The sequence below is a fragment of the Candidatus Limousia pullorum genome (assembly GCF_057405065.1).
The window spans coordinates 1,967,190-1,981,286 of record NZ_CM171614.1 but is presented as its reverse complement, the minus strand read 5'-3'; the positions used below and the strand labels follow the sequence as shown (position 1 = coordinate 1,981,286).

At 35.7% G+C, this 14,097-nt stretch carries 10 protein-coding genes; 3 read left to right on the top strand and 7 right to left on the bottom strand.

Translation table 11 applies throughout. The annotated features are described in order from the left end of the window. The first annotated feature begins 121 nt into the window (after positions 1 to 121). Positions 122 to 1,141 (top strand): LacI family DNA-binding transcriptional regulator, encoded by a 1,020-nt coding sequence (locus tag CGICJO_RS08985; protein WP_442856043.1) that lies wholly within the window; start codon positions 122 to 124, stop codon positions 1,139 to 1,141. 70 nt (positions 1,142 to 1,211) lie between these two features. Here the strand turns inward: CGICJO_RS08985 and CGICJO_RS08980 are convergent, their stop codons facing one another. The 3 genes from CGICJO_RS08980 to CGICJO_RS08970 form a co-directional block, all read right to left on the bottom strand. Then, on the bottom strand, positions 1,212 to 2,066 hold the full coding sequence (locus CGICJO_RS08980; protein WP_486498630.1) for a C39 family peptidase: 855 nt from the start codon (positions 2,064 to 2,066) through the stop codon (positions 1,212 to 1,214). A gap of 500 nt (positions 2,067 to 2,566) precedes the next feature. Next, entirely contained in the window at positions 2,567 to 3,289 is a 723-nt protein-coding gene (locus CGICJO_RS08975) for a putative ABC transporter permease (RefSeq protein WP_486500014.1), read from the bottom strand. 82 nt (positions 3,290 to 3,371) lie between these two features. Continuing rightward, on the bottom strand, positions 3,372 to 3,902 hold the full coding sequence (locus CGICJO_RS08970) for a PadR family transcriptional regulator (protein ID WP_087375860.1): 531 nt from the start codon (positions 3,900 to 3,902) through the stop codon (positions 3,372 to 3,374). A gap of 111 nt (positions 3,903 to 4,013) precedes the next feature. On the opposite strand from CGICJO_RS08970, the gene CGICJO_RS08965 reads away from it, so the two are divergent. Then, complete coding sequence (locus tag CGICJO_RS08965) at positions 4,014 to 5,378, top strand: MATE family efflux transporter (RefSeq protein ID WP_486498629.1); 1,365 nt, start codon at positions 4,014 to 4,016, stop codon at positions 5,376 to 5,378. Here CGICJO_RS08965 and CGICJO_RS08960 read toward each other — a convergent pair. From CGICJO_RS08960 to CGICJO_RS08950, 3 genes are all read right to left on the bottom strand, one after another. Further along, on the bottom strand, positions 5,356 to 6,117 hold the full coding sequence (locus CGICJO_RS08960; protein WP_486498628.1) for a hypothetical protein: 762 nt from the start codon (positions 6,115 to 6,117) through the stop codon (positions 5,356 to 5,358). The two genes, CGICJO_RS08965 and CGICJO_RS08960, sit on opposite strands and share 23 nt — an antisense overlap. 144 nt (positions 6,118 to 6,261) lie before the next feature. Continuing rightward, positions 6,262 to 6,630: a hypothetical protein gene (locus CGICJO_RS08955; protein WP_486498627.1), complete on the bottom strand. Its 369-nt coding sequence runs from the start codon at positions 6,628 to 6,630 to the stop codon at positions 6,262 to 6,264. A gap of 18 nt (positions 6,631 to 6,648) precedes the next feature. After that, positions 6,649 to 7,095, bottom strand: a complete 447-nt coding sequence (locus tag CGICJO_RS08950) for a GNAT family N-acetyltransferase (protein WP_486498626.1) — start codon at positions 7,093 to 7,095, stop codon at positions 6,649 to 6,651. Positions 7,096 to 7,266: 171 nt separating this feature from the next. Here CGICJO_RS08950 and CGICJO_RS08945 point away from each other — a divergent pair, with 171 nt between their 5' ends. Next, positions 7,267 to 7,836, top strand: a complete 570-nt coding sequence (locus CGICJO_RS08945; protein ID WP_486498625.1) for a M48 family metallopeptidase — start codon at positions 7,267 to 7,269, stop codon at positions 7,834 to 7,836. A gap of 89 nt (positions 7,837 to 7,925) precedes the next feature. On the opposite strand, the gene CGICJO_RS08940 is transcribed toward CGICJO_RS08945, so the two are convergent. Beyond that, positions 7,926 to 13,325 (bottom strand): family 20 glycosylhydrolase, encoded by a 5,400-nt coding sequence (locus CGICJO_RS08940; protein WP_486498624.1) that lies wholly within the window; start codon positions 13,323 to 13,325, stop codon positions 7,926 to 7,928. Between the last annotated feature and the right edge of the window lie 772 nt (positions 13,326 to 14,097).

The window sequence follows — 14,097 nt, the reverse complement described above, 5'->3', positions numbered from 1 at the left end:
TTTAATAACCGCATAAAACCATTCCATAATGCCTCATAAAAACTCAACGTTTTCTTGACAAGTTTCGTTGAAAGAGATATAATTATTTCATAATCTTTTGCATAAAGGAGTTGCGCAAATTATGGCAACAATTTCAGATGTAGCAAAACTTGCAGGTGTTTCCCCATCAACTGTTTCGAGAACATGCAGCAATCATCCCTCTATAAGCCAGCGTACAAAAGAACGTGTGCGCAAAGCCATGGCAGAACTTGGATATGAACCTAATTTTCAGGCAACAAGCCTTGCAACTCAAAATTCCAAAACTTTCGGGATTCTTCTTCCATCTTCCGATTATGATGTTTATCAAAAATCTTTCTACCTTGAAGCAATACGAGGCATAGGCTTGTTCTGCAATCAAAAACAATACATGAATACGATTATCACAGGTCAAAATGACGAAGAGATTTTACAAACCGTCCAGTCCATGGTAAAAGGCGGTCGTGTAGAAGGCTTTATCCTGCTTTATTCACGCCATGACGACCCTGTAATTAAATATTTGAACTCCGAAGGTATTCTCTATGTGCTTATCGGTAAAGCCACCAAAGATTTAAGCGACGCAATATATGTTGACAACGACAATATTCAGGCAAGCCGTGAGCTTACAAATCTTTTGATAAGCAAAGGCCACAAAAAAATCGGATACATTTCAAGCGACTCGGAATATAATTTTTCCCAAGACAGAAAAAGCGGCTATATGCTTGCCCTTACTGAAAATTCTATACCAATGAACTCACAGTACATTGTAGAGTGTTCAGGAATTCCGGATTACAACAATGATAAAATAAAAGAGCTCCTTACACTTGAAGACAGACCGACCGCAATAGTTACTAGCGATGATGTTTTGGCTACTCTTTTGATAAGTACCGCATATACTTTGGGACTCAAAGTTCCAGATGACTTGTCTGTTGCGTCTTTTAACGATTCTCTTTTATCTCATCTTTGCCATCCTCAGCTTACAAGCGTTGACATAAACGCATTGCAGTTGGGAATTGAAGCAGCATCACAGATAATAAATCATATTGAAAACCCTGATTTGCTGGCAACAAAGATTATTGTTCCTCACAGAATTATCGAACGTGAAAGCTGTTCTTCACCAAAATAAAAATCTTATATACATAAAAAAGCACTATACCCTCAATGAGTATAGTGCTTTCACTTTTATATGGAAATCATCATTCCAATATTACGCATTTATTGCCACGTGATTCAAATACGCTTTCAAATGCGGCTCTGTCATATTCAACTATTCCGGAAATCGGGTCAGCGATAGTTACAGTATCTTCCGAATATCCTATGAGAACTGCTCCGTGGTCGCTGGTACTCCAGTCAACGTATTCTCCGCTTTCAGTATACCAACCGCTTACACCGGATCTTTCCACCATGTAAATAGTTACCCACACAACCACTGGGGTATCTTCGCTTACAAGCTGGTAAAGTTCTTCAGGCGTTGAACCGGTCATGTCCACCGCTCTCATTGAGCTTCCCACATCTTCAAGATAGTCATCTGCAGCCGTGGTAATCGCTACGGTTCCGCAGATATAGCCGCCGGTGGTGGTAGGATCACCTATAAAGTAGTTATTAAGGTCAGGGCCATACAAGTTACCTTCGCTGTCGTAATAGAAATATGTCGGTGCAATAGGCAGATACTCTGTAGCCATTACAACTTTATCTGCATCATAACCATAATAGTTAAGAACCATTGTTAAAGCTGTTATTTCGCAACCTGTGGGAAGTTCAGGTGTCTGTATTATTGACTCAAAATCATCTATAACATACGAGCTTTTAGCTTCTGTTGTCGGCTCGGTAGTTTTTGTATGATTTTCATTAACATCTGTATTTTCACCTGAGTGAAGCGATGATGTTCCTTCCTCTGAAGTTTCTATATTGTTTGGATTAGTTTGCGCAACCTCTATGTAATTATTAAAAGTCAGATGATTGCTTAAATAATTTACAATCAAAAAAGATCCTACAGCTATGAAAACTAAAGACAAAATACATATACCGCCAAAAGTATGCTTATTCTTCATTTTTAGTTTCCCTTTTCAAAATTTAAGTTGCCGTCAACTCTATTATACCCTAAATTCAATAATGTCTAATACCAAAAACATGTAAAATTTAAAAATATTATGCAAGCCTTAAATAGGATTTTAAAATTCTTCGAAACTTATTATAACAATATTTTTTAAATTATCTATAACAATAACAAAATAAAATTATATTCCTTATTGTTCGATTATATAATTCTTTTGCAAAATATCTTATGGGATGTTTCTCAAAACTTTCACAAAATTTTTAGAATAAAATTAACTCCAACTTTTATTTTTATTATACAATATAAACCTTAAATATAATTATAACCTTAATCTGTGAACACAAATTTATTAAATTGCATAAAACTTGTATATTTAAAATTTAACGTTTCTTTTATTTCTATAATAATAAAAGAAAAAATTTAATCAAATCCTTTTTTGTCGATGGATAAAAATAACACAGCCTATTTTATGATTTAGGCTGTGTTATTTTAAATTTATTTTTTTATTCTTCTTTTATTCTGATTGAACAAGTCATTTAAGTGTTCCGTCAAAGGCAATTCTGTACGGAAAGGACGGAAAAAATGATATTTTTGCTTTCTTTCATCGTAGCGTTTTCTTATATCCGCCTTTATAGTTTCATAACGGACAACAACATTGTTTTCCTCTGCATATTTTTTGAGCTTTGCCACAATCTGTGCAGAATTAACCACATCTATAATAAAGAACCCAAAAAACAAACCTATAAAAAACGAAAATGCCAAATTATTTGAAAGCCAGTTCAATGCATCCAGTATATAGGGATGAATAAAGAAATAGTATACCGCCCCGAGTATTGCCCATATTAGGGAAAATTTCGGACAAATAACACCCTGTATATTTCCCCATTCTTTTGTATAATCCCATAAACGGACTTTTGTATGCTTCAAACTAACAATACCAGCTATGTATTCGATTGCCGTCATACAAACAGACATGAAAATAAATAACACAATTTTGTTCCAGAACGGATCTGTTATCATATTAAATTTTTCCATGGACGCTATCAAATACATAATGCACAGCCCACAGCCGTATATTGGAAGATACGGTCCGGTGCAAAATCCCGGGTTTATCCATTTTCTTTCAGGATTGGCAGAAGATATAAACCGCCTAAAAAGTAATTCCATCACCCATCCTGAAACTGAACCTATAAAAAAAAGAAAAGCAAGTATAAGCATTACATTCATATAATACACTCCGATTATTTTATATTGATTATTATAATATTATCTGTTTCTTTGTCAAGATGTCGCTTTAAATTTACTGCGATATATCATCTTTCACCGATTTTATCCAATCTTCTACAGATTTCGCTAAGATAAGCTGCTGCTTTAGCACTGCCAAACCTGTCTTTGGTATTTCCGGAAGATTCTCTTTCAACAATAGATTTTCCTCCATATATCCCTTGACTTCTCTTATCTGCTCTTCTATTCTTTCGATACATAGCTTTTTATCTTCGGTTGACAAATTTTCAAGATTCACTATAACTGCGTTAAAGTCCAAGAAAAAATTTATTTTTTTCCCTGATAGTTCAAACATTAAGCGTTTAAACTCCTGTTCTCCCTTTTCTGTAAGTGTGTATACAGACTTTTCCGGCATCTTTCCGTCTTTCTCTATATGCCCAACGATAAATCCCTTTTCTTCAAGCTGAATTACCTTTTTATAAATCGAAGGCGTACTTATTTTAACCCATTTTGAGATGTTTCTATACTCAACAAGTTTTTGAATATCGTATGCGCTTAATGGTTCTTTTTTTATTATTCCTAATACGATTAAGTCTATTGTAGCCATATTTTTCTCCTTTGGTATTGACATCTATTATAAATTATAGTACTATACTCTTTGCGACGCAACTACTATAATTTATAGTACTATAATAAATACTGTGAAAGGGGAATTATCATGAACAAAACAAACAACAAACTTCAGCTTTTATCCACATCACCTGTTCCAAAAGCACTTCTCGCTTTAGGTATTCCAACAATGATAGGAATGATGGTGAACGCACTTTATAATCTTGCAGATACCTATTTTGTAGCCGGACTTGGAACAAGTCAAAATGGAGCTATTTCTGTAGCTTTTCCTATAGGTCAGATTATTGTCGGCCTCGGTTTGCTTTTCGGAAACGGAGCTGCATCATATATATCACGATTGCTTGGTAAAGGTCAAAAAGACATTGCCGGCAAAACAGCAAGCACAGCTGTATACAGCAGTCTTTTTATAGGAGCAGTTATAATTATTATCACATCTATTTTTCTTACTCCTATTTTAAAGCTTTTAGGTGCTACTGAAAGCATTCTTCCATATGCCCAAATATACACAAGAATTTATGTTATATCATCTATTTTTAATGTGTTTAATGTCACTATGAATAACATAGTAACAAGTGAAGGCTCAGCTAAAACAACTATGTTTGCTCTGCTCTCGGGAGCTATACTGAATGTAATACTCGATCCGATTTTTATATACACTCTTAATTTTGGTGTTGCCGGAGCTGCCATCGCCACTGCAATATCCCAAATTGTTTCAACTCTTATTTACATTCAGTACATACTTAGAAAAAAGAGCAATTTTTCTTTCAGTATTAAAGAATGTTCTTTTACCAAAGAAATCATTTCAGAAATTTTAAAAATCGGAATTCCAACATTAGTCTTTCAGATATTATCAGGTGTCTCCATAGCAATGATAAGCAGGCTGGCAAAAGATTTTGGCTATGGCGACTCGGTTATTGCGGCTATGGGAAATGTTTCAAAAGTTATTTCTGTCGGCAGTCTTATGGTGTTCGGGTTTATTAAGGGATTTCAGCCTATTGCCGGATTCAGCTACGGAGCCGGAAATTATGACAGATTAAAAAAATCAATAAAAACATCTCTTCTGTGGTCAACAGGATTTTGTATCCTTTTTGGCATTTCAACAGCCGTTTTTTCCACGGAAATAATGTCCATGTTCACTCAAAACGATAGTAAGCTTATTGAAACCGGCTCAAAAGCACTGATAGCCAACGGCATTACGTTCATTCTTTTTGGATTTAATACGGTTTTCTCATCTCTGTTTTTAGCAATTGGTAAAGCCACAAAAGGATTTATTTTAGGAGCTTGCCGCCAGGGACTGTGTTTTATTCCTACAGTCGTATTCATGACTTTTTCCTTTGGTTTAAACGGAATTATATATTCTCAGCCGACAGCTGATGTAATCACCGCTATAATAACAGCAATTATGGAAGCAGGACTTTACAAAGAAATTTTTAATAAAAATAATTGTTTATAAGTCCTAATTCCTTTAATTTGTTTCCTATACCACTTTTGCTTCGGTCAAGAGCTTCTGACATTTCTGCGATAGTATATTTTTTATTGTACATATCAATAAGATCCATTTCTTCATCGTGATTCCAGGGTTGACCAGCATTTGTGCTTTTAGAGTTTTGAGATTTTATATCGGATTTATATTTTTCTTTGTTAATCGCTTTGTCAAAATTTAGAATGGACAATAAATTATCTAAAAGAAACTGCTGGGCTTTACTGTTGTATACCACTGCATTAAAAAAGCCGTAATCTGTTATCATTCTTCTAACCGACATGCCCATTGACTTTCCCGACTCTGTTGGGCGCTTAACTGTTTTTCCGTTTTCCTCAACCTCTTGCAGCAAATCGCAGTTTAAAAGCCATTGGGTTATAGGTTTTGTGGTAAGTTTTACCATATTTTCATCGTTCTTTAATTCGTTGAGTTTTTTTACTATTGCAGATATTGTAATTTCACCATTTGATATTCTAAAATTTTCTATCTCATGTTGTGAAAGACTAAAAGGTTTCTTCTTTCGCCCAGATTTCTTTTTATCACAATTCATCGCCTCTTTAATCGCTTCCGAAACAAAATAGAGACATCTTACTATTTTCACATCGTTTATTACACTGTCTTCCGGTAAAATAGCTTTTGTAATTGGATGCAGACCTTTTGCAAGACTCGATATGTATTCATCTGCCAGCAATAATTTCTCTTCTTTTTCCAATCACTCCACCCCATTCCATAAAATTATTTATAATTTATTATACAATATGATTGAATTTATAGCAATAATATTGATGAAATATTTAATAATTTTTATAGCAAAAGCAACCGATTTTTTGTGATATCGGTTGCTTTTTAATATGTTTTATTTATTTTTCTCCAGCATAAATGTCACTTTCCAAGGCCCCTCGGTGTAATTATTGTAATTATAGAATCTTCCGTATAACTTACAGTTTTCAGTGCTGTCTATTCCCTCAAAAACATATTCGTATATTACATCTTCGCCATCATTAAATCTTATACAATCAGTGGGGCTTATTCTTTTCTTTCCGCTGTCGTCTAAACAAATCCACAAATAACTGCCGTTTTCCCAAGGATTTATACAGCGAGCCTGAATATGGAGGTTTCCATCAATATATCCCATTCCTGTTATTTCAATATTGTTTACAGGAGTGCTGATAGAGAGGTTTTGGTCCAATACTGTTATTTCTTTTATTTCATATCTAAGGTCCATAACTATATCATCTCTGTTTTATAATCCATTATCCATTTCATATTTCATCGGTGTATACCTTATGCCGTCCGTGGTTTTTTCTGTATCTGTATCAATAAACCCAAACTTATGATAAACTTTAACAGCATATGGCGATGAGTTTACGGTGACAACATCATTTTGATTGTGCTTTTTTATGTATTCCCAAAGCTTTCTGCCTATTCCCTTGCGCTGACTGTCCGCTTCTACAAAAAAGCAGCATATGTGTTTTCTGTGTTGATTTGTGGCAATGACGCCTAAAAGCTTTTCTTTTTCATAAGCTCCAAAAATTTCTAAAGTGTCTAAAATCTTATCATTAAAAATAAAAGACCTGAAAGCATTAACCCCTTCAAAAGAATAGTCGGGAGCTTCAAATTTCAAAAATGTATCCCACATCAAAGCAACAGCCGTTTTGCGTTCAGTATTTTCTATTTTTCTAATTATCACGATACCACCCCTCAATTAAAAAATATCGCTTAAATTACAACCACTTTTTAGTCTCTTAATTTATTTTATCATATGATATATAAAATTTCAATTAAAACAATATCAAGTATTGACGGACTTAATAATATGTTATAGAATTTAGTAACATTATAACGAAACGGAGGGATAAAAATGATACCTGAAAAAATATTTGTAAAGAGAAGCAACAGAAAAACCCTCTCAATAGAAATAGGCAGTGACTTGAATTTATATGTTAAGGCTCCTCTTAATTTAAGCGACAGTGAAATTAAAAAGTTCATTAGTTCAAAAAGAACATGGATTGAAAAACATATGCTTTCAATGAAAGAACGCCAAGCGGAGGCTGCTAAAAATGCTGAGCCAAAGCTTACCAATGAGGATATAAAAGCTTTAGCCGACAAGGCGCTTGAGTACATACCAAAAAGAGTTGAATACTTTGCAAAGCAGCTGGGTGTTACTTATAACAGAATTACAATAAGAAATCAAACTACCCGCTGGGGAAGCTGTTCCGGAAAGAAAAACCTTAATTTCAACTGCCTCTTGATGCTCATGCCTAAGGAAATGATAGACTACACTGTTGTACATGAGCTTTGTCATTTAAAAGAGATGAACCATTCAAAAAATTTCTACAACTTGGTGGCTTCTATTTTGCCTGATTATAAGGAACGTGAAAAATGGTTTAAAGAAAACGGAAACAGAATAATGATGAGAATGAAAAAATAACTTAGAAAAACTCCCTTTCAGATTTGAATATCCGAAAGGGAGTTTTTTATACTAAACCTTTACTCCTAAAGTATACAATATTATTCTGCTTATGCAGCCTGAGACTTAATAAGAATAATCTGTACACCTGTTGCATCCTTTATTGTTATAATTCCGTCGCCGTCTACATCAGCAAGGCTTTCATAGAATGTTCCCTGAATTTCTATTTTGACAATGTGCTGCTGAATAAGTGTTACATCGTTTATATCAAGTACATTATCAAAGTTTACATCTCCGAGGATTGCCGGGATAACATTGAATATTGCAGTTTCAAGCTTCTCGTATGCAGCTGTTATTTCTCCAGCTGTGGCATCCTGTTTGTCAACTATCTTCTGAGCATTGTCCATTTCCTGCTTCATATTGTCAACAGATTCAGGCAGATAGAAATTATCAGAGTCGATTATTTCCTGAGCCTTAGCAATAAGCTCTGACAAATCGGTCTTATCAACATCCAAAACAAATCTAAGCTCAGGCATATTGTCCTCGCCGCTTATCCATGTTTTATAGTAATCTTTCTTGCCGCTATTGAGTTTATCAAGCAAAGTACCGTCTGTGAGCTGTTCTGCTGTTATAGAAGTATAATCAGCATAGTTTTCACAGTTGCCTATTGGGTTTTTGCCCTCAAGATAGTAAGCTTTATCTATTGTTGACAAATACTGCGGGTATGCTGCATACTCGTCCCAACCTGCTATTGCGCCAACGTTGCCTTCGCCCTTGGCTTCTGCTGTTGAGTAACAGTTATTTACAACCATCTGTGCTTCAGGATTTGCATCAAGGCTGCTGTTCATTGAACCAAATACTCCGCCTATTGATATACCTGTGCCTGTGATTGTACCTGTTGTAAAGCAGTTTTCAACCACGCTGTTATTGCACATTCCTACAAGACCGCCGACATCGTTTCCGCCGTTTACAGTTACATTCTTTCCATAGCAGTTATAGATAGTCGCATGCATTGTTCTTCCTACAAAAGCTCCGACCTTATCTCCTCCTGTTATTGTTGAATCAACTATACCGAGGTTTTTGATAGTTCCGCCCTCTAAGAAGCCGATAAGTCCTACATTTGTTACACCTGAATTATTGATTGTAAGGTTGCTGATAACATGACCGTCGCCGTCAAATGTTCCACTGAATGTGGCTATAGTTGTGTATTTAGCACCTGCCATATCTATATCGTTGGTAAGTTTGAAGTACGCATCTGTATATTCACCGGAATTGAGGAAGTTGCTGAACATGCTCAGGTCTTCTGCATTCTGAATAAGATAAGGTGACTCTTCTGTGCCTTCTCCCTCGAACTTAAAGTTCGGGTCATAGAGAAGTCTATACTTATTATAAATGCTTATATTGTCAATCTTTCCTGTGATTCCCTCAAACATCTTTTCTGTTCCGATGTAGGAAGATTTTGAGTTGTTATCTCTGCCCAAAACAGCTGGACTGAACTCTTCATCATTGATAACAAGAGTTGTTGTATTTACTCCGCCATGTACAAATGTACTTGTAAGTTTAATATTTACCCACTGGTCTGTTGGGATAGTTGTATTGAAAGTATATTCATACTTATCAACTACAAAGGATACACCATTTTCTTTATAGTTGAGATAGAAAGTACAGTGATCATCCTGGAACAAAACTGCATTTTCTGGCTGTTCTCCGTCCAAATATAAATCAAAGGAAATTGTGTACGGATAACCCACAGCCTCAAACGGCAAGTTAATATATGATGTTCCGTCAAGCTTAAATACATCGCTTCCAAGGGTATCATCGAATATGATTTCACCGTTTACTAAAGTTCCGTCATAGTCGTTTGCTATATCCTCAATGGTGTTTTCAGTAACATTTTCAAAATCATACTGAGCAATTGTGTACGTATCTGTTTTTACTATTCTTCTCGGATTTGCATAAGCTGCAAAATCTCCAACTGCGTTGAAAGCTTCAACAAATTCATCTCCGCTTTCAAATCTGTCCTCATCACCGTACCAAAGCTTCTCGCTTATTCCGCCTATGTAGGAAATCATAAGGTCAAGCATGTCATAATCAGAATACCAGCCCAAGTCGTTCCAGTTACAGAACAAGGAACCAAGAATCTGTGGATTTCCTTTAAGTACGTCAAAATCTCCATAGTAGTTGTCTATGCCGCCTCTGAGCATGTAAGGATTTGAAAGATTTCTTGTGGTGAAATCGCTTCCGCCCTGCCATGTGTCATAGAATCTTGCCATGTCAACATATCCGTTAAAGAAAGTTCCCGGACCGAATGCTGCTCCTGTATTTGGAACAAGGTACATAATATTACTTGTGGAATTGATTACCTCAAATCCTGCGTCCAAAGCCTCATCAACACGCTGGTCAGCGCTGTCCCAAATTTGATTTACAACATTTTCACTGTTTACTGTAGTTTCACCGTAATAATATGTAAGGTTACCCCAGAATACAACCTTATCAACATTATCTTTACCCAGCAAATACTGAGCCAAGTCGTTGATATAGCGTCTCATGTTTTCGTTTGTGTTGGCTGATTCGTCTGTTCCTATATGAACATATGCACTCTGGAATACAGGGTCTTCACCGTCTAAGAATTCATCGAAAACATCCTCAACCAATGCAAGTGACTCGTCATAATGTCCTGACAAATCGAAGTTTGCGCCGTTTACTATTGTGCTGTCAACGTTTCCAAACATTGCAGCATGTCCGGGAGTGTCGATCTCGGTGATAACATTCACACCATATTCCTTGAGATTTTTCTGCATCTGACGATAGTCATCCTGTGACCATACATATTCTCCGTTATTCAAGTTAAGCTGCGGATACTTTTTGCTCTCAACTACAAAGGAATTAGAATATTCACCGCCGCAGTCATTTATATGCAGGCTGAGGGTGTTCAGCTTAAACCATGACATGTATTTACCCATTTCCTCAATATAATCAAGTGAGAAATACTTTCTGGCAACATCCATCATTCCGCCACGGAGATCATATTCAGGATAATCACGAATGTAGCCCTTTGGAATCAGGCTGTGTGTCGGCTCCTGATACAAAATCTGAGTAAGAGAAACTCCGCCGTAGAACAGACCTATTTCTGTAGGTGCTTCAATTATAATTCTATCTGTGATAGAAATCTCGTATCCTTCTTCCTGAAGGTCATTTTGTCTGTCGGTATTGAAATTAAGGATAATGTCATTTGCTTCTCCCTGCGGAAGCTGTACAACAGAAAGCTCTATATCAAGCATATCTGTGAAATAGGTTTTAAGTCTGTTTGCCATTTCCAGTGATTCGTCGCTTGTGGCAACAATTCTTGTTTCACCTGTTATTTCAAAATTACCCTCAAGACCGTACCACTCTCTTAATCCGGGAACTACATTAGGCTTCTGATTTATGCCTTCATTGTCGTATTTTCCCGGTATTGTAATTTCAATATTTCTGTCAATGCGTCCAACTTTTTCGTTGCTCTCGGTATCATATACATCCAATATCAAAAGCGCCGTCTGTTCTGTCAAAGGAGTGTAAACATTTCCCTCAAGGTCAACCACGTTTTTATTTGTTGAACCGTAAACAGATGTTACATATTTACCGTCATCTGAATAAATAGGAGAAATCTTTCCGTCTTTAACCTCAACAGAAGTTACAGAAGCCATGAAAGCTTCCAGTTTGCCTACCTCTTCAAATTCCTCAAATACAGCGGTTTTATCTTCACCATAAGCCCATGTTAGATATCCCTCTTTTGCATTTGCATTTAAAAGGTTTACAAATTCGCTGTCTGTAAGTTCAGCTTTTGTTTTTCCGATAACTCCATCATTGGTGATAAACGGCTGTACATTGCCAATTCCCATATCAGGAATTTGTTCCATGTTGTAATATGTATTGGAAATATTTAATTCAGGCACAGCGGTAAAACCTATAACCTTTCCTGAATATGTTCCCCAGTTAACATGTCCCAAATTGTAGCAGTTATCAAGTACTGGCTCTGTGAAATCTTCATCTATTGCAGATATTTTACCTACAATTCCACCCAGTCTGAAAGTACCTCTTATTTTTCCTTTATTAAAGGAATTCTTTATTGTGGTGTTGCTGATAGAACCTGCGATACCTCCGACTGTATCAAAACCCTTTATTTCTGCATTGTTATAGCAGTTAATAATCTGAGAATTATTTGCGTTGCCTGCAATAGAACCAACAGTAAATCCACCGGAAATAGAACCGCTCTCAATACCAAAGTTCTTTATAACAGCGCCGTCAATATTTCTGAAGAAACCTGCGTTTGACTGGCCGCTTAAATCCATATTAAGATTTCTGACAACGTGATTGCCTCCGTCAAATGTTCCGGAGAAGCTGAAATTTCCTATACCTTCGAAATCAACGTCTTTCATATCTATGGAAGCGGTAAGTTTATAGTCAGCGCCTGCAAACAAATAAGAAAGCTCTACTACACGGGCCATTTCCAAAAGGTCATCGGCATTTTCAATTAAATATGGACTTTCTTCTGTTCCGTCACCTTTAAGAGTTGTTTCAACTGAAGAGCCTGTTCCCTCTCTGAATTCAGGATAACCTGAACCGCCGGTAATCCATGCAGCATAATTTTCATTACCTGTGCTGTTGAGCTTTTCAAGCAATGTACCATCTATAAACTCTTTCAAAGCACAAGGAGTGTACTCATCACTTTCACCATTATTTCCCATTGGTTTTTGACTTTCCAAATAGTAAACATTCTCTATAGTTCTTGCAAACTGAGGAGAGCTTAATCCTTCGTCCCAGCCCATTATTGCTCCGCCGTATTTAGTTGCTGAAACAATGGCAAGGGAATAACAGTTTCTCAAAACCGGTTTTGCTTCCGGCGTTGTATCAAGGCTTGCATTGAGTGAACCCAAAAGTCCGCCTGCTGAATCGCCTTTACCGGTTACGTTACCGTTTGAAAAACAGTTCTCTACAACTGAATTGTTGCACATTCCTATAAGTCCGCCTGCATCCTTGCCGCCGACAATAGTTACGCCTCTTGCATAGCTATTGTAAACTGTCGCATGCATACTTCTTCCGATAAGCGCACCGGTATTGCCTGCGCCTTTAATATTAGAATCAACTATGCCTATATTTTTAACAGTTGCTCCGTCCGCAAAAGCTATCAATCCTGTATTGTCTGTGGCATCATCTATAACAATATTTGATATTTCAAAAGACTGTCCGTCAAGAACACCGCTGAAATAGTTAGTTTTTCCAATAGGTGTTATTGAAGCTCCGGTACAGTCTATATCGTTTGCTAAAACATAATAATCGTCTGCATATGCTGCATCCTGTTCTATAAGATTTGACATATCAATCAAATCATCTGCCGACTTTATCACAAAAGGATTTTCAGCAGTTCCCTCTCCCTCAAGCTGTCCGGCGGTTTCATCTGCAAAAGATGCCACTGAAACCATGGACAAAACCATAAGACAAGATAAAATCACGCTCAGAAATTTTTTCATCGCTCTATCCTCCGTTCTGTTAAACATTTTACACTTGAATAATTAACTTACGTATGTCTTTTACCTCTGTTTTTACTCCTTTCTTTAGATAAAATACAAATAATTCATCACATAAGCGGCATAAAGTTTTGCAAAATATTGCTATTATCCATTCTCCTTTCCTGCAATATATTTTTTTACAAATGTACCACTTTATATAGTTTACATTATACTCTTAAGGTAATTTTTTTCAATAATTTTCTTGTATTGTTTTATTAAATTTAGACTATTATTTATTGTTATGTTTAATTCTTTTTGCGGTTAAATACAAAATTGTATTTGTTTTTTGAAAATAAATTTCTCATTCATAACAAAAGGTTTAATCAAATTATTTTTGTATATTAAAACAATCTTTTTAAATTAAACGGTTGTCATAAACCTTTTAAACTTAGCACTTTAAACGATTAAGATATCAATGATAATTTTCATCATATTCAGTTTTTTAGAAACCTTTTAAGTACTGTGTGAAATAAAAAAATCAAACCTATAAAACAAATTCTACAGGTTTGATTTTTGATAGTTTTTTAAATATTGGATTTATAGAGTTTTACTGTTGTTTACGCTCCTATATTATCAAATATAGAAAATCATAATAATTCAAAATACACATAATCACAGAGGCAATACAGACTAAAATAACTACTACAGTAAAAATTTTCATGACAGTAATTTTAGGTATTCCTTCTGTTTTCCATGTTGTCTCTATAAAAATGGTCTTCCTTTATATCCTCTT